General features: G+C 69.9%; 19 protein-coding genes and 1 pseudogene. 4 read left to right on the top strand and 16 right to left on the bottom strand.

Annotated elements, in window-relative coordinates:
• Positions 1–52: 52 nt before the first annotated feature.
• The 6 genes from ABZ848_RS44130 to ABZ848_RS44155 all read right to left on the bottom strand — a co-directional run bounded on the left by ABZ848_RS44130 (position 53) and on the right by ABZ848_RS44155 (position 6,377).
• The gene (locus ABZ848_RS44130; RefSeq protein WP_360841281.1) at positions 53–1,081 is read right to left on the bottom strand and encodes a WYL domain-containing protein; all 1,029 of its coding nucleotides are present in this window, start codon (positions 1,079–1,081) and stop codon (positions 53–55) included.
• Between the two features lie 18 nt (positions 1,082–1,099).
• On the bottom strand, positions 1,100–2,053 hold the full coding sequence (locus ABZ848_RS44135; protein WP_360841282.1) for a WYL domain-containing protein: 954 nt from the start codon (positions 2,051–2,053) through the stop codon (positions 1,100–1,102).
• Positions 2,054–2,184: 131 nt separating this feature from the next.
• Positions 2,185–2,556, bottom strand: coding sequence for an FKBP-type peptidyl-prolyl cis-trans isomerase (locus ABZ848_RS44140; protein ID WP_232654253.1), 372 nt, complete (start codon positions 2,554–2,556; stop codon positions 2,185–2,187).
• Between the two features lie 59 nt (positions 2,557–2,615).
• Positions 2,616–3,620 carry an FKBP-type peptidyl-prolyl cis-trans isomerase gene (locus tag ABZ848_RS44145; RefSeq protein WP_360841283.1) on the bottom strand — a complete coding sequence of 335 codons (1,005 nt, stop codon included), beginning with the start codon at positions 3,618–3,620 and terminating at the stop codon, positions 2,616–2,618.
• A 126-nt stretch (positions 3,621–3,746) separates the two neighbouring features.
• Positions 3,747–5,108, bottom strand: coding sequence for a Pup--protein ligase (gene pafA / locus ABZ848_RS44150; protein WP_028801611.1), 1,362 nt, complete (start codon positions 5,106–5,108; stop codon positions 3,747–3,749).
• A 9-nt stretch (positions 5,109–5,117) separates the two neighbouring features.
• Complete coding sequence (locus ABZ848_RS44155) at positions 5,118–6,377, bottom strand: MFS transporter (protein ID WP_360841285.1); 1,260 nt, start codon at positions 6,375–6,377, stop codon at positions 5,118–5,120.
• Between the two features lie 91 nt (positions 6,378–6,468).
• Between ABZ848_RS44155 and ABZ848_RS44160 the strand changes: the two genes are divergently transcribed.
• Positions 6,469–7,485 carry a LacI family DNA-binding transcriptional regulator gene (locus tag ABZ848_RS44160; protein ID WP_360841286.1) on the top strand — a complete coding sequence of 339 codons (1,017 nt, stop codon included), beginning with the start codon at positions 6,469–6,471 and terminating at the stop codon, positions 7,483–7,485.
• Between the two features lie 61 nt (positions 7,486–7,546).
• On the opposite strand, the gene prcA is transcribed toward ABZ848_RS44160, so the two are convergent.
• The 6 genes and pseudogenes from prcA to arc form a co-directional block, all read right to left on the bottom strand.
• Positions 7,547–8,302, bottom strand: a complete 756-nt coding sequence (prcA, locus tag ABZ848_RS44165) for a proteasome subunit alpha (RefSeq protein ID WP_360841288.1) — start codon at positions 8,300–8,302, stop codon at positions 7,547–7,549.
• A gap of 60 nt (positions 8,303–8,362) precedes the next feature.
• Complete coding sequence (gene prcB / locus ABZ848_RS44170) at positions 8,363–9,208, bottom strand: proteasome subunit beta (RefSeq protein ID WP_360841290.1); 846 nt, start codon at positions 9,206–9,208, stop codon at positions 8,363–8,365.
• Positions 9,160–9,285 (bottom strand): annotated as a pseudogene (locus tag ABZ848_RS44175) (hypothetical protein); the annotation flags it as partial. The pseudogene ABZ848_RS44175 and the gene prcB, both read right to left, overlap by 49 nt.
• 148 nt (positions 9,286–9,433) lie before the next feature.
• Positions 9,434–9,652, bottom strand: coding sequence for a ubiquitin-like protein Pup (locus tag ABZ848_RS44180; RefSeq protein ID WP_360841292.1), 219 nt, complete (start codon positions 9,650–9,652; stop codon positions 9,434–9,436).
• Between the two features lie 189 nt (positions 9,653–9,841).
• Positions 9,842–11,353 (bottom strand): depupylase/deamidase Dop, encoded by a 1,512-nt coding sequence (gene dop, locus ABZ848_RS44185; protein WP_360841294.1) that lies wholly within the window; start codon positions 11,351–11,353, stop codon positions 9,842–9,844.
• A 246-nt stretch (positions 11,354–11,599) separates the two neighbouring features.
• Entirely contained in the window at positions 11,600–13,366 is a 1,767-nt protein-coding gene (gene arc / locus ABZ848_RS44190) for a proteasome ATPase (protein WP_360841295.1), read from the bottom strand.
• 248 nt (positions 13,367–13,614) lie between these two features.
• On the opposite strand from arc, the gene ABZ848_RS44195 reads away from it, so the two are divergent.
• Positions 13,615–13,914, top strand: a complete 300-nt coding sequence (locus ABZ848_RS44195) for a ferredoxin (RefSeq protein ID WP_360841297.1) — start codon at positions 13,615–13,617, stop codon at positions 13,912–13,914.
• A gap of 58 nt (positions 13,915–13,972) precedes the next feature.
• Here ABZ848_RS44195 and ABZ848_RS44200 read toward each other — a convergent pair whose 3' ends face one another.
• The 3 genes from ABZ848_RS44200 to ABZ848_RS44210 form a co-directional block, all read right to left on the bottom strand.
• Positions 13,973–14,545 (bottom strand): hypothetical protein, encoded by a 573-nt coding sequence (locus ABZ848_RS44200; protein WP_360841299.1) that lies wholly within the window; start codon positions 14,543–14,545, stop codon positions 13,973–13,975.
• Positions 14,546–14,764: 219 nt separating this feature from the next.
• Complete coding sequence (locus ABZ848_RS44205; protein WP_360841300.1) at positions 14,765–15,664, bottom strand: tRNA (adenine-N1)-methyltransferase; 900 nt, start codon at positions 15,662–15,664, stop codon at positions 14,765–14,767.
• 74 nt (positions 15,665–15,738) lie between these two features.
• Complete coding sequence (locus tag ABZ848_RS44210) at positions 15,739–17,367, bottom strand: site-2 protease family protein (RefSeq protein WP_360841302.1); 1,629 nt, start codon at positions 17,365–17,367, stop codon at positions 15,739–15,741.
• Positions 17,368–17,643: 276 nt separating this feature from the next.
• Between ABZ848_RS44210 and ABZ848_RS44215 the strand changes: the two genes are divergently transcribed.
• A complete protein-coding gene (locus ABZ848_RS44215; RefSeq protein ID WP_360841380.1) occupies positions 17,644–18,699 on the top strand; it encodes a RecB family exonuclease in 1,056 nt (351 codons plus the stop codon).
• 14 nt (positions 18,700–18,713) lie between these two features.
• Positions 18,714–19,385 carry a response regulator transcription factor gene (locus ABZ848_RS44220; RefSeq protein WP_030179609.1) on the top strand — a complete coding sequence of 224 codons (672 nt, stop codon included), beginning with the start codon at positions 18,714–18,716 and terminating at the stop codon, positions 19,383–19,385.
• Positions 19,386–19,472: 87 nt separating this feature from the next.
• Here the strand turns inward: ABZ848_RS44220 and ABZ848_RS44225 are convergent, their stop codons facing one another.
• Positions 19,473–21,053: an ABC transporter substrate-binding protein gene (locus tag ABZ848_RS44225; protein ID WP_360841304.1), complete on the bottom strand. Its 1,581-nt coding sequence runs from the start codon at positions 21,051–21,053 to the stop codon at positions 19,473–19,475.
• Between the last annotated feature and the right edge of the window lie 10 nt (positions 21,054–21,063).

Below are 21,063 nucleotides of genomic sequence, written 5' to 3' on the forward strand. Positions count from 1 at the left end.
CCCTTCGGGCCTCCGCGCGGTCGTCTCCTCGGCACCGGCGCACCCCTTCGGCTCACTCCCGGCTGTCGTGAACCGTGTGCACACCCTGATCCGACGCCTCGACACCGTCGTACGCCGCCAGCGCCTCGCGGGCCGCCCGGCGGGCGCTGTCGGCGAGGTCGTGCGGCGAGACGATGCGGCCGTCCCGTCCGAGCCGCAGCGCGAGGCGGCGCAGCGAGGTCGGGTCGGGGGTGCGCAGGGTAATACGCAGCCCGCCGTCCGGAAGCTCATCCGCACTGTCGTGCGGGTAGTACTCGGCGACCCAGCGGCCGCCGGGACCGACCTCGACGACGACCTCCGGGTCCTCGGCGGCGGGCTGCACCAGCGCCTCGGAGAGGTCCCTGAGCTCGATCTCGGGCGGCGCGGAGGGCTCGTCCAGGATCTTGATCTCGGCGACCCGGTCGAGCCGGAAGGTGCGGCGCGCCTCGGAGCGGCGGCACCAGGCCTCCACGTAGGTGTGCCCCACGCTGACCAGGCGGATGGGGTCGATCTCGCGCTCGGTGACCTCGTCGCGGGCCGGCGAGTAGTAGCGGATCCACAGCCGGCGGCGCTCGGAGATGGCCCGGTCGACGTCGGCGAAGACACCGCCCTCGGCCTCGAAGGTCACCGACAGCCGGGAGCTGGCCCCGGCCGCCTCGCCGGCCGCCGTCTCCACCTTGGCGGTGGCCCGCAGCAGCGCCTGCCGGTCGCCCTCGCGCAGGCCGGGCAGCGTGGCGACGGCACGGGCGGCCACGAGCAGGGCGGTCGCCTCGTCGGCGGCCAGCCGCAGCGGCTCGGCGGTCTCCTCGCCGAGGGCGGCGGGGTTGTGCCACCAGATGCGCTCGCCGTCGGTGTCGATGTCGAGCAGATCCCCGCCGCGGAAGCTGGTGCCGCACATGGGCAGCACATCGAGGTCCGAGACCAGCTCGTCCTCGGTGATGCCGAAGGCGCGCGCGACGTCCTCGACCCGGGCTCCGGGCCGCTCCTTGAGATACGTCACCAGGGAGAGCATCCGCCGGGTCTGGTCGATGGCGTTCACGGGCCTGACCGGTTTGCCTGCCACTGTCCTGCTCGCTCCCCCTCAGCCCTTGGCCACGGCACGCAGCCGGTCCACCACGTCCGCGCGCAGCTCGGCCGGCTCCAGCACCACCGCGTCCGGCCCGAACTCCACCAGCCAGGCATCGAGCCCGTGCCCGTACGGAATCTCCAACTCGTCCCAGCCGTCGCCGAGTTCCCGTACCGAGGTGGCCTTCGCCCGAAGGGGGTACCCCGCCTCGGAGCGCAGCCGGATCAGCGCGGAGCGGTCGGCGGTCTCGCCGGCCCAGCTCGCGACGGTCTCGCGGACGGTGACGACGTCGGGCACCTCGACGGTGAAGGCGCCGTTGCGGCTGCGCACCTTGCCGGTGATCCGGGACAGCCGGAAGACCCGCTCTGCGCCCCGGTCGCGGTCCCAGCCGGCCAGGTACCAGTGCCCGCGCCAGCACTCCAGGGCCCAGGGCTCGATGTGCCGGGTCTCGGGGTGGGCGGCGGTGGCCTTGCGGTAGTCGAAGACGACCGGGCGGCGGTCGCGGCAGGCCAGCATCAGCGGCTCGAACGCGGCCTCGTGCACGGGGATCCGGGGTTCCAGGGCGCTGTGGGCCTCGTACGGGTCGACGTCCTCGGGCAGGCCGGCCGCGCGCAGCTTCTGCAGGGCTCCGCTGGCCGCGCCGGCGAGCCGGGCCTGCTGCCACACCTTGGCGGCGAGACCGAGGGCGGCGGCCTCCTCGGCGTCGAGGGTGATGGGCGGCAGCCGGTTGCTGTCGCGCCGCGCCAGGTAGCCCATTTCGCCGTCGAGGTTCTCAACGGTCTCGATGACCAGGCCGAGTTCGCGCAGATCGTCCTTGTCGCGCTCGAACATCCGGCTGAAGGCGTCCTCGGAGCTCGCTTCCAGATAGGCCTCGATGGACTCACGCAGCTCGCGCTTGCTGAGCGGCCGCCGCGTCCCGAGCAGACACAGCGCCAGGTTCATCAGCCGCTCGGCCTTGGCAATGGCCATCGACGCCCTTCGCCTCCCTATGGTCCTTTACGACGATGACCGTACCGCCCCGAAGTGGCGTGGCAAAAGCCGAGGGCCCATGCCCGGACAGGCATGGGCCCCAGGTGATCGGGTCCGGTCACAACCGACGGTCAGACGGCGACCAGGTCGACCACGAAGATCAGGGTCTCGCCCGGCTTGATCGCGGGGGTCGGGCTCTGGTTGCCGTAGGCGAGGTGCGCCGGGATGGTCAGCTGGCGGCGGCCGCCGACCTTCATGCCCTGCACGCCCTGGTCCCAGCCCTTGATGACGCGGCCGCCACCGAGCGGGAAGCGGAACGGCGTCCCGCGGTTCCAGCTGGCGTCGAACTCCTCGCCGGTGCTGAAGGCAACGCCCACGTAGTGGACGGTGACGGTCTGGCCCGCCTGCGCAACCGCGCCGTCGCCCTCCCAGATGTCCTTGATCTCGAGGTCCGCCGGGGGCTCGCCGCCCGGGAAGTCGATCTCGGGCTTCTCGATGCTCACGTCTCTAGCTCCTGCTTGTCTGCGGAAAGGCAACAACACAGTCTTACACCCTGTGGGCCTTACATCTTCGCGAGGATGTCCACGGAGAAGACCAGCACGGAGTCCTTCTTGATGCCGCTGCCGCTCGGCGGGTTGTCGCCGTAGCCCAGCTTGGGCGGGATGACGATGAGGACGCGGCTGCCGACCTTCTTGCCGGTCAGGCCCTGCGCCCAGCCCTTGACGACCTGCTGGAGCGAGAAGGACGTGAGCGCCTTGCGGCCGTACGTCGAGTCGAACTCCTTGCCGCCGTCCCAGAGCACGCCCTTGTACTGGACGAGCACGGTGCTGTCGGCGGTCACCTCGTCGCCGTCGCCCTCGATGACGTACTCCGCGACCAGCTTGGTGGGCGCGTCCGTCTTGGGGATGTCGATGGAGGGCGCCTTGCCGTCGGTGTTGGTGCCGACCTTGGGCAGGCTCGCGTCGCTCTGCGCGGCGTCGGTGCCCTTGGCGGAGCTCGTCGCGTTGAACGTGCCCTGGATGTCGGCGACGAACACCAGCGTGTCGGTGCCCTTGATGCCCGCCTGCGAGTTGCCCGACGTGCCGTACGCCCAGGTGGGCGGGACGGAGAACATGACACGGCTGCCGACCTTCTTGCCCTGCAGGGCGTAGCGCCAGCCGTCGATGATGCTGCCCTGGGCGAGCTGGATCAGCAGCGGGGTCTTGCGGTCGTAGGAGTTGTCGAAGACCTTCGCGGTGTCCCAGATCTGGCCGAGGTAGTGGGCCTGGATGTAGTCGTTCTCCGCGACGGTCTTACCGCTGCCGGCGATCACCGTCTTCACCGCGACCTGCTTGGACGGGTCCCCCGTGCCCTTGGCGACGGTCGGCTTGGTGCCGAACGTCGTGCCCGCCGTGATGGCCGGCAGCGGGCCGTCGACGATCTTCGGCGGCGGCGCGGCGGAGGTGGCCGACGCGGAGGGCGACGCGCTGTCGCTCGCCTTGCTCGAGTCGGACTTGTTGTCGTCGCCGCAGCCGGCGAGCGTGACCAGTCCTGCGGGTACGGCGATGAGTAGGGAGCGTCGGCGCACGGTTGGGGCCTCGTATCGGTCGATCTTGTGGATGGCGTGCGCGCAACTCTACGGCGTGAGAAGGGCGCCGCACTGGAAACGTACGGCGCCCGTGTTGCGTTCCGGCCTTTCACCGGAACGCCTTGCTCACATTCCGGCGATGAGCTTCTCCACCCGGTCGTCGACCGATCGGAACGGGTCCTTGCACAACACCGTGCGCTGCGCCTGGTCGTTGAGCTTGAGGTGGACCCAGTCGACGGTGAAGTCCCGGCGCTGTTCCTGGGCCCTGCGGATGAAGTCGCCGCGCAGCCGGGCCCTAGTGGTCTGCGGGGGAACGGACTTGCCCTCGAAGATCTTCAAGTCGTTGCAGATCCGGGCCGCTTGCCCCTTCTTCTCGAGCAGGTAGTACAGGCCACGACGGCGGTGGATGTCGTGGTAGGCGAGGTCTATCTGCGCGACCCGCGGGTGGGACATGGTCATGTTGTGCTTGGCCCGGTAGCGCTCGATGAGCTTGTACTTCATGACCCAGTCGATCTCGGTGCCGATCCGGTCGAGGTCCTCGGCCTCGATCGCGTCCAGCGTGCGGCCCCACAGCTCCAGGACCTGCTCGACGGTGCCGGTGCGGATGCCGCGGCGCTCGCAGAAGTCCACGGCCTTCTCGTAGTACTCGCGCTGCACCTCGAGGGCGGAGGCCTCGCGGCCGCTGGCCAGGCGCACCTTGCGCCGGCCGGTGATGTCGTGGCTGACCTCGCGGATCGCCCGGATCGGGTTCTCCAGGGTCAGGTCGCGCATCACGGTACCCGCCTCGATCATGCGCAGCACCAGGTCGGTGGCACCGACCTTGAGCAGCATGGTCGTCTCGGACATGTTCGAGTCGCCCACGATGACGTGCAGGCGGCGGTAGCGCTCGGCGTCGGCGTGCGGTTCGTCGCGGGTGTTGATGATGGGCCGGGAGCGGGTCGTCGCCGAGGAGACGCCCTCCCAGATGTGCTCCGCGCGCTGGCTGACGCAGTAGACGGCCCCGCGCGGGGTCTGCAGCACCTTGCCCGCGCCGCACAGCAGCTGGCGCGTGACGAGGAACGGAATGAGGATGTCCGCGAGCCGGGAGAACTCCCCGTGGCGTGCGACGAGATAGTTCTCGTGGCAGCCGTAGGAGTTGCCCGCCGAGTCGGTGTTGTTCTTGAAGAGGTAGACGTCGCCCGCGATTCCTTCCTCGTGCAGGCGTCGTTCGGCGTCTACCAGAAGCCCTTCCAGAATGCGTTCGCCGGCCTTGTCGTGGGTGACCAGTTCGGTCACGTTGTCACATTCGGGTGTCGCGTATTCCGGATGTGAACCCACGTCGAGATAGAGGCGGGCGCCGTTTCGCAGAAAGACGTTGCTGCTGCGGCCCCATGACACGACACGGCGGAAGAGGTACCGCGCCACCTCGTCGGGAGACAGGCGGCGCTGTCCCCTGAACGTACATGTGACGCCGTACTCGTTCTCCAGCCCGAAAATGCGGCGGTCCATGAGTGAACATTACGCCCGATCCCCTGTGCTGAAACGGGGTTCGACCGCACGGTTTGGATCATTTTCCGATGAAGCCGCAACCACCGCCCGGCCCGCGGGAGCTGCGAGGACCCGTCCGGTGGCCAGCAGAACCAGCAGCGACACGGCCCCCGCGACCCCCGGCACGGCGAAGCCCCACACGGCTCCTCCGGCCTCTACGACCGGGCCCGCGAGGCCCGTTCCGACCGAGGAACCGACTGTGAACGTCGTCACAATCCACGAGAACGCCTCGGTGACGGTGCCGCGCGGGGCGTGCCGGTCGACGAGCACGAAGGCGCAGGCGAGACAGGGCGCCAGGAAGAGTCCGGCGACGGCCGTGAGCACCGTCATGGCGACCGGGCCGGGGGTCAGGGTGAGCGGCAGGTAACACACCGCCAGAAGGGCGACCAGGACCCGCAGTCGCCGCTCCGGCGGCCCGCTCCACTGCCGAGCGCCGTACGCCGTGCCGCCGATGAGCGCGCCGAGCCCGATGGCGGCCATCAGCCAGCCGTACACCGCGTCCCCGCCGTGGTCGTCGGCGTAGGCCACGGCCGCGACCGCGATGGAGCCGAGCGCCATCCCCACCGCCAGGAACGCGCCGAGCAGGACGAGCAGCCCGGGCGAGCGCAGCGCGCCGAGCCAGTGCGCCTCGCGCGGTTCCGAGCGCCACGCGCGCGAGGGCGGCGAGACGACCACGGAGAGGGCGCCCAGCACGCCGACGACGTTGATGAGCACCAGGGCCGCCTGGGCCGACCACAGCGAGACGCACAGGGTCACCAGCAAGGGCCCGACGGTGAACATGACTTCCTGGGCGACGGCGTCCATCGCGTACGCCGTCTGCACCTGGCCGTCGCTGCGCAGCACCGAGGACCACAGCGCCCGCAGCCCGCCCTCCAGGGGCGGCGTGAAGAGCCCGGAGAGCGCCACGCACGCGTACGCCGGCGCCGCCGGTTCGATGCCCGTGAAGGCGAAGGCCGACATGGCGAGCGCGGAGAGGACCGCGGCGGGCAGCTGGACGCGCGGCTGCCCGTACAGGTCGACGAGCCGGCCGAGCAGCGGCTGCCCCACGGCGTTGGCGACGCCGTACGCGGCGGCGAGCCCGCCGGCCAGGCTGTAGGAGCCGCCCTCGGCGCGGACGAACAGCACGACGGCGATCGCGGCGACGGCGCACGGCAGCCGGCCCACCAGCGTCCCGGCGAGCAGTCGGGCGGCGTGCCTGGTCCTGAGGATCTCGACGTATCCCGCCGCCATGTCGTCCCGCCTCCAAGTTTTACGTATAACCCCGCCTCCCATACGTACCATGTGCGCTGTTCACACGTCCAGACGAAGGAGCAGGTCCACGGTGGCACGCAGCAGCACGCGACCGACCAGCCGTGACGTCGCTCAGGCGGCCGGGGTCTCCCAGGCGGCCGTCTCGCTGGTGCTGGGCGACAAGTGGCGCGGCCGGGTCGCGGAGGCCACCGCCGAGCGGGTCCGCCAGGCCGCCCGAGACCTCGGCTACCGGCCGAACCTCGCCGCCCGCAACCTGCGTCTGGGCCGCACCCGGACGGTGCTGCTCGTCGTCCCGGCCCTCACTAACGAGTTCTTCGCCGGTGTCTACACGGGCGCCGCCCGCGTCGCCGCCGACCACGGCTTCGGCGTGGTGCTCTACCCCTCCCCCGCGGGCATCGGCCCGGCCCGCGACCCCTTCGCCTCCGCCCAGGCCGCCCTGGACGGCGTCATCGCCTCGTCCATGGCGGCCGACGCGCTCAGCGAGATCCGCGGCGACCAGCTGCCCCTCGTGATGCTGGACAGCGATCCCGAGGGCAGCCTCGGCGCCGCGACGGTCAACCTGGACATCGTCGACGGCGTCCGCCAGGTCGCCGAGCACCTGCTGGACCTCGGACACCTGCGCTTCCTGCACCTGGCGGCGGACGTCGCGTCCTGGACCTTCGAGGTGCGGGCCCGGGAACTGGCGGCCAGGGTCGCGACGGTTCCGGGCACCTCGGTGCGCACGGTCCGCTCCGCCCTCTCCATCGAGGCCGCGCTGGCCGCCACGGGCGCCGCCCTGGCCCGGCCGGGCTCCCGGCCCACCGCCCTGGTCTGCGACGACGACAAGCTCGCCGCCGGTGCCTACAAGGCGATCCGCCGTCTGGGCCTGCGCGTCCCCGACGACATCTCGGTCACCGGCCTGGACGACCTCGCCCTGGCCACGGCCATCGACCCGGAACTGACGACCGTGCGGCTGGACGCGGAGACGGTCGGCGAGCGCGGGATGCGGGCCCTGCTGGCGGTCCTGGAGGGCCGTACGCCCGAGGGCGGGGACATCCCGGTCGAGTTGGTCGTACGGGGCTCCACGGCGCCGCCGGGCGGCTCCTGAACGCCCTGTGCCCCGGCCGAGGACCGGCCGGGGCACAGCAGGGTGAGGTGGTCGAGGCGGGCTACTCCTCGTCGGTGCTCTCGTCGTTCTCGGCGCTCTCGGCCTCGGTGGCCGCGCCACCGGCCTCCAGGAGCCGGGCGAGCTGGCGGCCCACGATGCGCTTGAACTTGCGGGCCTGCGGGCGGGTGCGGTCCAGCACCGCGACCTCCAGGCGCTCGGCGGGGATCTCCCGCTGGGTGCCGTTCGACTCGCGGGACAGGGCCTGGACGGCGAGCTTGAGGGCCTCGGCCAGGGTCATGCCGTCCTGGTGGCGCTGGTCGAGGTAGTTGCTGATCAGCTCGGCGTTGCCGCCGACCGCGACCGAGCCGTGCTCGTCCACGATCGAGCCGTCGTGGGGCAGCCGGTAGATCTGGTCGCCGTCCGGCGTCTCGCCGACCTCGGCGACCACCAGCTCCACCTCGTACGGCTTCTCGCCCGCCGAGGAGAAGATGGTGCCCAGGGTCTGGGCGTAGACGTTGGCGAGACCGCGGGCGGTCACGTCGTCCCGGTCGTAGGTGTAGCCGCGCAGGTCGGCGTAGCGGACACCGCCGATGCGCAGGTTCTCGTACTCGTTGTACTTGCCGGCGGCCGCGAAGCCGATGCGGTCGTAGATCTCGCTGAACTTGTGCAGCGCGCGGGACGGGTTCTCGCCGACGAAGACGATGCCGTCGGCGTACTGCAGCACGACGAGGCTGCGTCCTCGGGCGATGCCCTTGCGGGCGTACTCGGCCCGGTCGGCCATGGCCTGCTGGGGTGAGACATAGAACGGCGTCGACACCGGTTATCCGTCCCTTTCTGTCGAGGTCACTGCGATCACCTTCACAAGATCCGGCCGCCGCTACAGCAGCGCGGCCCGCGGGCCGTCGGGCTGCTCCAGACGCCGCTCCAGGATCGAGCGGGCGATCTCGGAGGACTCGTCCTCGGTCAGCCGGCGGAAGCCGTCCTCGGTGATCACGGTGACGATCGGATAGATCCGGCGGGCGACGTCGGGACCACCGGTCGCCGAGTCGTCGTCGGCCGCGTCGTAGAGGGCCTGGACCACGAGGGTCGTGGCCTGGTCCTCGGTCAGGTCGGCGCGGAAGAGCTTCTTCATGGCGCCGCGCGCGAAGATCGAGCCGGAGCCGGTGGCCGCGAAGTTGTGCTCCTCGCTGCGGCCGCCCGTGACGTCGTAGGAGAAGATGCGGCCCTTCGCGCGGTCCACGTCGTAACCGGCGAACAGGGGCACCACGGCCAGGCCCTGCATGGCCATGCCGAGGTTGGAACGGATCATGGTCGACAGACGGTTCGCCTTGCCCTCCAGGGACAGCTGCGCGCCCTCGACCTTCTCGAAGTGCTCCAGCTCCAGCTGGAACAGCTTGACCATCTCCACGGCGAGGCCCGCCGTGCCGGCGATGCCGACGGCCGAGTACTCGTCCGCCGGGAACACCTTCTCGATGTCCCGCTGTGCGATGACGTTGCCCATGGTGGCCCTGCGGTCACCGGCGAGCACGACACCGCCCGGGAAGGTCACGGCGACGATCGTGGTGCCGTGCGGCGCCTCGATCACGCCCTGGGTGGGCGGCAGTTGCCGGTTGCCCGGCAGCATCTCCGGCTGGTGCTCGGAGAGGAAGTCCATGAACGAAGAGGATCCGGGCGTCAGGAAGGCAGCTGGCAGACGCCCGGTGCCACGAGTGTTGGCTTCCACGAGTTTCCTTCCACGTAAGAGCAGTTGAAGCACGGTATGCCACGGACCCTACCCGTCTTGCGGGGGTGATCCACATGTGATCCCGCGCCTTCAGGGGCCGCTTCGCCGCCGACGAAGGCTGCCCGCGGCCCGGCCCACCGGTACCGCGAGCAGCACAGCGCCGTCTGCTCCCCGGCCACTCAGCACCTCGAACCCGCGAACCTGGGATTCAAAGGCGAAGGTGACCTACTGTCCACCCTTTTGAACGAAGGAGCGCACGAAGTCCTCGGCGTTCTCCTCCAGCACGTCGTCGATCTCGTCCAGGACGGAGTCGACGTCGTCGGACAGCTTCTCGTGCCGCTCCTTGAGGTCCTCGGAGGCCTGTGCTTCCTGCGTCTGCTCCTCGGCCTGTTCGGTCGAGTGCGTCGCCTTCTGCTGGCCGCCGCCGGTGTCCTTGGTTGCCATAACCCTCACCCCGCTCAGTTCGCCCGACATGGTCGACAGGTCGGCATTCCTGCCGATCGGTGATGATCAGACCCTACAAGCCGGGTCCGACAATGGCCCTGCAGTTTCTCCAACGTACGAGGACCACCTCGATGATTCCCGGACGGCGGACTTTCCACCCTGTCCGGCCGAGGCCGTCCGGGTACCCCCTCAGCCGCCGGAGAGCACCCTGACCAGGTCTTCCGCCGTGCGGCAGCGGTCCAGGAGCTCCTTGACGTGATTTCGCGTTCCGCGAAGCGGTTCGAGGGTTGGGACGCGCTGCAGCGAGTCCCGGCCCGGCAGGTCGAAGATCACGGAGTCCCAGGAGGCCGCCGCGACGTCGTCCGCGTACTGCTCCAGACAGCGTCCGCGGAAGTACGCGCGCGTGTCCTCCGGCGGCTTCGTACGGGCCCGCTCGACGTCCGCCTCGTCCAGCAGCCGCTTCATACGGCCGCGGGCCGCCAGCCGGTTGTAGAGGCCCTTCTCGGCCCGTACGTCGGCGTACTGGAGGTCGAGGAGGTGCAGCTTGGCGGCATCCCAGTCGAGGCCGTCGCGGCGCCGGTAGCCCTCCATGAGCTCCCGCTTGGCGACCCAGTCCAGCTCGCCGGCCAGGCTCATCGGATCGTTCTCCAGGCGGTTGAGGGTGTCCTCCCAGCGGGTCAGGACGTCCTTGGTCTGCTCGTCCGCGTCGGACCCGAAGCGCTCCTCGACGTACTTGCGCGACAGCTCGAAGTACTCCATCTGCAGCTGGACCGCGGTCAGTGTGCGGCCGCTGCGCAGCGTGACCAGGCGCTTGAGCGTCGGGTCGTGGGAGACCTGGTGGAGGGTGCGGACGGGCTGGTCCACGGCCAGGTCGACGGCGATGAAGCCGTCCTCGATCATGGACAGGACCAGGGCGGTCGTGCCCAGCTTGAGGTAGGTCGAGATCTCCGAGAGGTTCGCGTCGCCGATGATCACGTGCAGCCGCCGGTACTTCTCGGCGTCCGCGTGCGGCTCGTCGCGGGTGTTGATGATGGGGCGCTTGAGGGTGGTCTCCAGGCCCACCTCGACCTCGAAGTAGTCGGCGCGCTGGCTGATCTGGAAGCCGTGCTCGTGCCCGTCCTGGCCGATGCCGACGCGGCCGGCCCCGGTGACCACCTGGCGGGAGACGAAGAAGGGCGTGAGGTGGCGCACGATGTCCGAGAACGGGGTCTCCCGCTTCATCAGGTAGTTCTCGTGCGTGCCGTAGGAGGCGCCCTTGTTGTCGGTGTTGTTCTTGTAGAGGTGGATGGGCTGGGCGCCGGGCAGCTGGGCCGCGCGCTCGGCGGCCTCCGCCATGATCCGCTCGCCGGCCTTGTCCCAGAGCACGGCGTCGCGCGGGTTGGTGACCTCCGGGGCGCTGTACTCGGGGTGCGCGTGGTCGACGTAGAGCCGGGCACCGTTGGTCAGGATCACGTTGGCGAGGCCGATGTCCTCGTCGGTGAGCTGGCTGGCGTCGGCGGCCTCGCGGGCGAGGTCGAAGCCCCGCGCGTCCCGCAGCGGGTTCTCCTCCTCGAAGTCCCAGCGGGCCCGGCGGGCCCGGTGCATCGCCGCCGCGTAGGCGTTGACGATCTGGGACGAGGTGAGCATGGCATTGGCGTTGGGGTGGCCGGGAACGGAGATGCCGTACTCCGTCTCGATGCCCATTACTCGCCGTACGGTCATGCGGCCCTCCTTGCCCGGCGACGCCCTCGGTCGGGGGCGGCGCTCAAGTACCGCTGGCGCTCCGGTGCGTGTGCGGTGCCCGTCCCCGCACTGCGCGACTCGGCGGTACCGAAGAGCCTAGAACGGCTTTGCGCTGGTGGGGAGATCATTTGCGTCATTGCCTTGCTCGCCTTTGTTCCGGTTAGTTGCCCGCAAAACAGTCGGCTGCGGGTACCCCGGTGAGGGCACCCGCAGCCGCCCTGTCCGTTACAGGTACTGACCGGTGTTCGCCACCGTGTCGATGGAGCGTCCGGTGTCGGCGCCCTGCTTTCCGGTGATGAGGGTACGGATGTAGACGATCCGCTCGCCCTTCTTTCCGGAGATCCGGGCCCAGTCGTCCGGGTTGGTGGTGTTGGGCAGGTCCTCGTTCTCCTTGAACTCGTCCACGCACGCCTGGAGGAGGTGGGAGACCCGCAGACCCTTCGAGTTGTGGTCGAGGAAGTCCTTGATCGCCATCTTCTTGGCGCGGCCGACGATGTTCTCGATCATGGCGCCGGAGTTGAAGTCCTTGAAGTAGAGGACTTCCTTGTCACCGTTGGCGTAGGTGACCTCCAGGAAGCGGTTCTCCTCGGATTCCGCGTACATGTGCTCGACGGCCGTCTGGATCATGCTCTCGACGGTGGTCGTCTTGCTGCCGCCGTGCTCGCCGAGGTCGTCGGCGTGCAGCGGGAGGCGCTCGGTGAGGTACTTGCCGAAGATGTCCTTGGCGGCCTCGGCGTCGGGACGCTCGATCTTGATCTTCACGTCCAGGCGGCCGGGGCGCAGGATGGCGGGGTCGATCATGTCCTCGCGGTTGGAGGCGCCGATCACCACCACGTTCTGCAGGCCCTCGACACCGTCGATCTCGGCGAGCAGCTGCGGGACGATGGTGTTCTCCACGTCCGAGCTGACGCCGGAGCCACGGGTGCGGAACAGGGACTCCATCTCGTCGAAGAAGACGATGACGGGCGTGCCCTCGCTGGCCTTCTCCCGGGCACGCTGGAAGACGAGGCGGATCTGCCGCTCGGTCTCACCGACGTACTTGTTCAGGAGCTCGGGGCCCTTGATGTTGAGGAAGAAGCTCTTGCCGGCGGCCTGGCCGGTGACCTCGGCGACCTTCTTGGCCAGCGAGTTGGCGACGGCCTTGGCGATGAGCGTCTTGCCGCATCCGGGCGGCCCGTACAGCAGCACGCCCTTGGGCGGCCGCAGTTCGTGCTCCTTGAACAGGTCCGGGTAGAGGTACGGCAGCTCGACCGCGTCACGGATGGCCTCGATCTGGCCACCGAGTCCGCCGATCTGCTCGTACCCGATGTCGGGAACCTCTTCGAGGACGAGTTCCTCGACCTCGCTCTTCGGAACGATCTCGTAGACATAGCCGGAACGGGGTTCGAGCAGCAGGGCGTCACCGGGGCGGATGTTCACGTCCAGCAGTGGCTCGGCGAGCCGTACCACCCGCTCCTCATCGGTGTGCCCGAGCACCAGGGCCCGCTCGCCGTCCTCGAGGATCTCCTTGAGGGTGACGATGTCCCCGACGCGCTCGAACTCCATGGCCTCGACCACGTTCAGCGCTTCGTTGAGCATCACTTCCTGGCCGCGCCTGAGCTCTTCGAGGTCGACGCTGGGGCTGACGTTCACCCGGAGCTTGCGGCCCCCGGTGAAGATGTCGGCCGTGCCGTCCTCGTTCGCCGTCAGGAAGACGCCGAAGCCGGCCGGCGGCTGTGCGAGCCGGTCGACCTCCTCCTTGAGGGCCACGATCTGGTCGCGGGCCTCACGGAGCGTGTTGGCGAGTCGCTCGTTCTGGGCGGACACGCCGGCCAGGTTGGTCTGCAGCTCGACGATCCGCTCTTCGAGAATCCTCGTGTGTCGCGGAGAGTCGGCGAGCTTGCGTCGCAGGACGGCGATCTCCTGCTCAAGGTAGGCAATCTGCCCGGCAGGGTCGTCGGACCCTCGTCCCGGGCGGATGCCGCGGTTCATGTCGTCGTCGTGGGCTGCCACGGTCCTCACCTCCTCCAAGGGGAGCTGGACGCTTCCAGACCCTACCTGGGTGGGTGTCGATTGAAACCCCTAGATCACAAAGACTGTCGAGGTGTGTCCGATCTTCACCCTTGCGCTCTCCCTCACGCCAGGGGAATACCCACCGAACATGATTGGGAAGCCGCCGGAGGTAGGGTCGAAGTGTTCAACACCCGTCAGAGCTGGCCGGATTCCCGTCGGCTCGACATCGACCGGCAGGAGACACGAGCGTGCAGCAGGAGGCCGTGGCCGACGGCGAGGAGCTGGAGGTCTGGATCGATCAGGACCTCTGTACCGGCGACGGTATCTGCGCCCAGTACGCCCCCGAGGTGTTCGAGCTGGACATCGACGGCCTGGCCTACGTGAAGAGCCCGGACGACGAGCTGCTGCAGGCCAAGGGCGCCACAACGCCCGTACCGGTGCCGCTTCTCACGGATGTCGTCGACTCGGCGAAGGAGTGCCCGGGCGACTGCATTCATGTACGGCGAGTTTCGGACAGGGTCGAGGTCTACGGACCGGACGCCGAGTGACCGTTTCAGCACGCCCTGTTACGACTGTCTGATTTCTCACAGCCGGCGGTTGCGCGGTTCAGACGCTGTGCGAACCGGCGGGTGTCGAGCGCACGAACGCGCCGTTCTTCCACTGCCACTTCGCGCTGTCCGTCACGTCCGGGCAGCAACGCGGTACGTCGTCCGAGGAGTAGCCGAGGAGCTTCGCGACGACGGCTCCGTCGCGCACGGCGAAGTCACTCACCGTGTCGCCCTTCTTGGGGTCGACGAGGGTGGCCACCACTCGGGGCGTGCCGTCCGACGCGCGCGTGAGGACGTAGACGCCGTCGGGCGGGGTGCCCATGGGGGCGTCGCAGTGCACCACGGCGACCGTCTCCGGATTGCCGTCCCCGTCGAGGTCCCCGGTGGCCTTCTTCTGCACGACGGACTTCACCGGACCGCAGGTGATCGGGAAGTCGACGCCGGCGGTGCCGGGAGCGGCGGCCGCGTGGGCCTGCTTCGGCCGGGCCGGGGCCGGCTGGGCCGCCGTCGCGGAGTTGGGCTGCAGGAGCGAGGAGAAGGCCATCACCCCGGCGACGGCCGTGGCGGTGGCGACCCAGTGGATCGGACGGGTGTGCGTGTGTGCCAGTTCCGGAACGGCGGATTGCTGCACTAGGAGTGTCTCCTGTGAGGGCTGTGCCGGTGGGGGTGGCACGCATCGTGCCACACGTCACAGTGCGGGGGAACGGCGGGGTCCGGGGTTACGAACACCGGCCGCCGGGATGGTGCGGTTTGTGGCGGGCTGTCAACAGAAGGGCGCTGCGGCCGAGTTCCGGAGGATTCCGGGAACTCGGCCGCAGCGCCCGTGCGTTGACTGCGGTACGCGGTCGCGTCAGCGACCGCCTCCCTCCGCGTTGGGTCCGGCGTAGTCCTCGCCGTAGGCGCCCTTGGCCGGGCGGCGGCGGCGCATGGGCGGCTCGACGCCGTCCGCGAGGCGGCGGGCGGTCAGCAGGAAGCCGGTGTGGCCGATCATCCGGTGGTCCGGGCGGACGGCCAGGCCCTCGATGTGCCAGTTGCGGATCATCGACTCCCAGGCGGTCGGCTCGTTGAAGGAGCCGATCTCGCGGATGGACTCGACGGTCCGGGCGAGCTGGGTGGTGGTGGCGACGTAGCAGCACAGGATGCCGCCGGGCACGAGCGCCTTGGAGACGGCCTCCAGGCACTCCCAGGGGGCGAGCATGTCGAGGATGACGCGGTCGACGTCGGTGTCGGACAGGTTGTCCTGGAGGTCGCCGACGGTGAGCTGCCAGGCGGGGTGCGGGCCGCCGAAGTAGCGCTCCACGTTCTGCTGGGCGATCTCCGCGAAGTCCTCGCGCCGCTCGTAGCTGTGCAGCATGCCCTGGTCGCCGATGGCCCGCAGCAGGAAGCTGCTGAGCGAGCCGGAGCCGACGCCGGCCTCCACGACGCGCGCGCCGGGGAAGATGTCGGCGAAGGCGAGGATCTGCCCCGCGTCCTTCGGGTAGACGACGGCTGCCCCGCGGGGCATGGACAGGACGTAGTCGGGGAGCAGGGGGCGCAGCGCCAGGTAGGCGACGTTACCGGTGGTGCGGACAACGCTGCCCTCGGGTGCGCCGATCAGCTCGTCGTGCGGGAAGGAACCCTTGTGGGTGTGGAAGTTCTTTCCCTCTTCGAGCGTGAACGTGTAGTGGCGGCCCTTGGGGTCGGTCAGCTGAACCTGGTCCCCGACCTTGAAGGGCCCGCGCCTGCGGGCGGCACCGGTCGGTTCGGACATGTGAACAGACTACCGGGGTTTACCGGGGCCGCCGACCACCAAGAAAGGAGCACCGCTTTAGGAGAGCGGTGCTCTCAGCTCGGCCTGGCCATGGCCTTCACGAAGGCTCGTTCGACGTCCGCCGCGGACAGTACGCCGTAGATCTCGCCGGTCTCCTCGACCACCAGGTACTCGGTTGCGGGGGTGGCGCGCAGGACGTCGAGGAGGTCCTCGCCCGCCAGCTCCACCGAGACGCGCATGCCGTCCGTCAGCTCCTGGGCCAGGCCGCTGACGGCGACCCAGGGGCGGCGGTGTTCCGGTACGCCGACGATCGCGGCCTCGCGGACCAGGGAGAGCGGGTTGCCGTCGGCGTCGACGACGACCAGGGCGCGGGCCCCGGCGGCGTTGGCCCGGCGCAGGGCCTCGGAGAGGGGGGTGTCGGTCTCGACCGGGACGGCGCGGCGGGTGAGGTTGCGGGCGCGCAGCTCCGGCAGGTGCTCGCGCAGCCGGGCCATACGGAGGCTGTTGCCGGCGCCGGTCCAGATGATCGCGGCGAGGATCGCGGCGAGCAGGGCGTCGGTGACGGTGTCCATGCCGACGCTGTCCTCGGCGGTGGAGCCGAGCGCGCCGGACTGGGTGAGCAGCGGGAGGCCGATCAGGACGGAGACGGCGAGGGCACGGCCGACCCAGGCGGCGGCGACGGTGCCGCTCATCGGCTTGCCGGTGATCTTCCAGACGACGGCGCGGAGCATGCGGCCGCCGTCGAGGGGCAGGCCGGGGAGGAGGTTGAAGGCGGCCACGATGAGGTTGGAGATCATCAGGCCGGCCAGCAGGACGCCGGGGACCGTGCCGGGCTCGATGGGGAGCAGGGCGACGTAGAAGAGGCCCGCGAGGACGAGCGACAGCAGCGGGCCGACGAAGGCCAGCACGAACTCCCTGCCGGGGGTCTCGGCCTCCTTCTCGATCTCGGAGACGCCGCCGAAGAACTGGAGCTGGATGCGGCGGACCGGGAGCTTGAAGCGAAGGGCGGCGACCGTGTGGGCCAGTTCGTGGACCAGGACCGAGGCATAGAAGGCGACCGCGAAGAAGAGGGAGACGAGGTAGCGGGCGGCGCCGAGTTCGGGCAGCACGCGGTCGAGCTGGCCGCCGAACACCCAGGTGATCAGCGCGGCGACGAGGAACCAGCTGGGCGCGACGTACACGGGCACGCCGAAGGGGCGGCCCATGAGTAGGCCGCCGCGGGGGGATTCGGGGCGCTGCGGTGGGGGCTTCTTGGAGCCGGCGCGGGCGAGGGGGCGTTCGGGGTGCCGGTCGGCCGCGCGGTCGCCGCCGGCGCCGGCGCCGAAGGGACGGTCGCCGGTGGGGTGGGCTGTGGGGGTGTGCTCCGGTCCGGACACGTCTGCGTTCTGTCCGGACACGTCTTCGTTCTGCCCGGACACCTCTTCGTTCTGCCCAGGCTCCTGCCGGAGGGCGTCACCGTCGGCCGGGTTCGCTTCGGTCGGGTCGGCGGTCGCGTCTTCTGTTGTGCTGCCCGTGTTGCCGGTGTTGCCCATCTCCGGGTCCCCCTCGGCGGTTTCCCTCGTCGTGGTGGACCGGTCCGGGTCCGTGGGGTGCTGGTCGGCCGGGGTGGGTGAGGGGGTGGCCGGGGCCGCGGGCCCTGCGTGGTGGTCGGCCCGTTCGTCCGTGCCGGGCCGCGGCTGCCCGCTCCCGCCGCTCTGGTCCACGGTGTCCCCTCGTTCGAAGCGTCCTCCGCGCCTGCCGGGCGGAGGGGTCTCGGGTCGATGGTATGCGGCCGTCGCGGCGCGTTCCGCCCCGGCACCCCCTGTGTTTCCCCACCCGTCGCACCTGTCACGGCCGCGGCTGGGTCACTGTCAGTGGCGGGCCGTAAGGTCTGGGACATGGAGACGAGCGCGGAGGGCGCGGCGGAGGCCGACAGCAGCGGTATGGCGCAGGCAGACTCGCCGGTGGCGGCTGGGGAGCCGGCGGTGGCGGCGGCCGGGATGACGGCTGCGCCAACAGCCGAGGCGGCAATTTCCCGCACGGTGGGGACAGCTGCTGTCGCGACGGCGAGTGCAGAGACAGCGTCGGCCGGTGCAGAGACAGTGCCGGCCAGCACGGAGACTAGGCCCGCCGGCACGGAGACAAGGCCGGCCGATTCCGAGACCGTGCCCACCGAGGAGTCGGCCCCCGAGGCCCGCCCCGTCGCCATAGCCCCCGCCAGCCTCTCCCCCTCCCGTGCCAGCGACTTCATGCAGTGCCCCCTGCTCTATCGCTTCCGTGTCATCGACCGGCTGCCCGAGAAGCCGAGCGAGGCGGCGACGCGGGGCACCCTGGTGCACGCGGTGCTTGAGCGGCTCTTCGACTCGCCCGCCGTGGAGCGGACCGCGCCGCGGGCCAAGTCGCTGATCCCGGGGCAGTGGGACCGGCTGCGGGAGAACCGGCCGGAGGTCGTGGAGCTGTTCGAGGACGATCCCGAGGGCGAGCGCCTCGCACGCTGGCTGGGTGAGGCCGAGCAGCTCGTGGAGCGGTGGTTCACGCTGGAGGATCCGACCCGGCTGGAGCCCGCCGAGCGGGAGCTGTGGGTGGAGGCCGAGCTGGAGTCCGGGCTGACGCTGCGCGGGATCATCGACCGGGTCGACGTCGCGCCCACGGGCGAGGTGCGGATCGTCGACTACAAGACGGGCAAGGCACCCCGGCCCGAGTACGCCGAAGGCGCGCTGTTCCAGATGAAGTTCTACGCCCTGGTGGTGTGGCGGCTGAAGAACGTGATCCCGCGCCGGCTCCAGCTCGTGTACCTCGGTAGTGGGGACGTCCTGACCTACGACCCCGTCCTCGCCGACCTGGAGCGCGTCGAGCGGAAGCTGCTCGCGCTGTGGGACGCGATCCGGCAGGCGACGGAGACGGGCGACTGGCGGCCGCGCCCGACCAAGCTGTGCGGCTGGTGCGACCACCAGGCGCACTGCCCGGAGTTCGGCGGCACTCCCCCGCCGTATCCGCTGCCGGTGAGGGCGGTCGGGTCCGGTGACCTCACTCAGGGCAGAATGGGGCCGGACTAGCGAAGGAGACTTACGTGGCCATCCGCGTCCTACTGGTCGACGACCAGCCGCTGCTGCGTACCGGCTTCCGGATGATCCTGGAGGCCGAGCAGGACATCGCGGTCGTCGGCGAGGCCGGAGACGGCCTCCAGGCCCTGGACCAGGTGCGGGCGCTGCAGCCCGACGTGGTCCTGATGGACATCCGGATGCCCCGGATGGACGGCGTGGAGGCGACCCGGCAGATCACCGGGCCGGGGCGCGACGGCCCGGCGAAGGTGCTGGTGCTGACCACCTTCGACCTCGACGAGTACGTGGTGGAGGCGCTGCGCGCGGGCGCGAGCGGCTTCCTGCTGAAGGACGCCCCGGCCAACGAGCTCGTCCAGGCGATCCGGGTGGTCGCGGCCGGCGAGGCGATGCTCGCGCCGAGCATCACCCGGCGACTGCTGGACAAGTACGCCACGCATCTCCCGTCCGGCGACGAGCCGGTGCCCGACACCCTGCACACGCTGACCGAGCGCGAGGTGGAGGTGCTCAAGCTGGTGGCGCGTGGGCTGTCCAACGCCGAGATCGCGGCCGACCTCTTCGTCAGCGAGACCACCGTCAAGACGCATGTCGGGCATGTGCTGACCAAGCTGGGCCTGCGCGACCGGGTGCAGGCCGCGGTGTACGCGTACGAGAGCGGACTGGTGCGCCCCGGCGCGCAGTAGCAGTAGTCGTACGGAAAGGCAGTAGTCGTACGGAAAGAAGGGCGCCCTCCTCGGGAGGGCGCCCTTCTTCGTGTGTGCGGGGGCGGGTCAGCCCTTGCTGAGTTCCCAGAAGCGGAAGACCGTCGAGGCGTCGAGGCAGTACTCGAGGCCGTAGACGTTCTCGCGGGTGACCGCGTACTGCTTGGCCTGCCAGACCGGGAGGACGGGCAGCTGGTCGGCGACGATGTCCTGGAGGCGGCCGTAGTCGTTGTCGGTCGCGGCGCGGTCGCTCTCGGCGGCGGTGCGCGGGATGAGCGTGCCGGTGATGGTGCTGTTGCTGTAGTTGTTGCTCAGCACGTTGCCCTTGCCGAAGAAGGGGGCCGTGAAGTTGTCGGCGTCCGGGTAGTCCGGCACCCAGCCCTTCACGTACACGCCGTACTTGCCCTTGGCGATGTCCTTCTCGTACTGGTCGAAGGCGACGGACTTCACGTCGGCGTCGAACAGGCCGCTGGCGTTCAGCTGCCCGGCGATCGCCTTCAACTCCTGGTCGGTGGCCGGGCCGTAGCGCGACGGGGTGGACCAGAGGGTCAGCTTGACCTTGCTGGTGATGCCGTCGTCCTTGAGGGCGGCGGCGGCCTTGGCCGGGGAGGGGCTGGCGCCGTAGGTGTCGAAGAAGGCCGTGTTGTGGCCCGCGATGCCGGCCGGGATGATCGAGTACAGCGGGGTGGCCGTGCCCTGGTAGACGTCCTTGATGAGGGCGTCTCGGTCGATCAGGTAGGCGATGGCCTTGCGCACGCCGAGCTTCCCGGTGACCGGGTCGTTCATGTTGAAGACCAGGTGCTGGACCTCGGCGCTGCTGCCCTCGACGACCTCGGTCTGCGAGTCGTTGTCGGCGTTCTGGATGTCGGCGATGTCGCTCGCACTGAGGCCCCGGTAGGCGATGTCGATCTTGTCGTCCTGGAGCGCCTTCTTCAGCGCGGACTGGGAGCCGTGGAAGAACTTCAGGGTCACGCCGGAGTTCTTCACCTTGGCGGTGCCCTTGTAGTTCTCGTTGACCGAGAAGACGGCCTTGTCGTCGCCGAAGGAGTCCAGCTTGTACGGGCCGGAGCCGACCGCCTTGCCGTCCTCGCGCAGCTTGTTCCCGTCGTACTGGGTGTGGTCGACGATGGAGCCCGCGCCGGAGGCGATCTTGCTCGGGAAGGTCGCGTCGGGCACCGACAGGCGGAAGACGACGGTCTTCTCGTCCGGCGTCTCGACCTTGTCGAGCATCGGGAACATGATCGCCGGACCGGCGTCGTCGTTGATCTTCAGCATGCGGTCGAAGGAGAACTTGACGTCCTCGGAGGTGAGCTTGTCACCGTTGCTGAACTTCAGGCCGTCCTTCAGCGTGCACTTGTACACCTTGGTCTGGGTGTCGGTGAAGGCGCACGACTCGGCGGCCTCCGGCTGCGGTTCCGTGCCACCGTTGGGGAAGCTGAGCAGCGACTGGAAGACGTTGTTGAACAACAGCCAGGAGCCGGGGTCGTAGCCGGAGGCGGGGTCGGTGGCCAGGACGTCGTCGGACATCCCCATCACCAGGGAGGATCCGGTCCCCCCGGAATCGCCGTTCTCCGAGCCGCAGCCGGTCAACAGGCCGGAGGCCAGCCCCGCCACTATGGGCAGGACCGGCCACTGGTTGCGCATCTTCACTGCATGTGCC

This window comes from Streptomyces sp. NPDC047081 (assembly GCF_040643775.1).
Classification (GTDB): Bacteria; Actinomycetota; Actinomycetes; order Streptomycetales; family Streptomycetaceae; genus Streptomyces.

What these genes read in the sequence shown, in the direction of transcription:
- pafA (WP_028801611.1), bottom strand. Translation starts at nt 5,108, where the DNA reads ATGGACCGCCGCATTTTCGGGCTGGAGAACGAGTACGGCGTCACATGT.
- ABZ848_RS44155 (WP_360841285.1), bottom strand. Translation starts at nt 6,377, where the DNA reads ATGGCGGCGGGATACGTCGAGATCCTCAGGACCAGGCACGCCGCCCGA.
- dop (WP_360841294.1), bottom strand. Translation starts at nt 11,353, where the DNA reads ATGACCGTACGGCGAGTAATGGGCATCGAGACGGAGTACGGCATCTCC.
- ABZ848_RS44205 (WP_360841300.1), bottom strand. Translation starts at nt 15,664, where the DNA reads ATGTCCGAACCGACCGGTGCCGCCCGCAGGCGCGGGCCCTTCAAGGTC.
- ABZ848_RS44180 (WP_360841292.1), bottom strand. Translation starts at nt 9,652, where the DNA reads ATGGCAACCAAGGACACCGGCGGCGGCCAGCAGAAGGCGACGCACTCG.
- ABZ848_RS44135 (WP_360841282.1), bottom strand. Translation starts at nt 2,053, where the DNA reads ATGGCCATTGCCAAGGCCGAGCGGCTGATGAACCTGGCGCTGTGTCTG.
- ABZ848_RS44215 (WP_360841380.1), top strand. Translation starts at nt 17,644, where the DNA reads ATGACGGCTGCGCCAACAGCCGAGGCGGCAATTTCCCGCACGGTGGGG.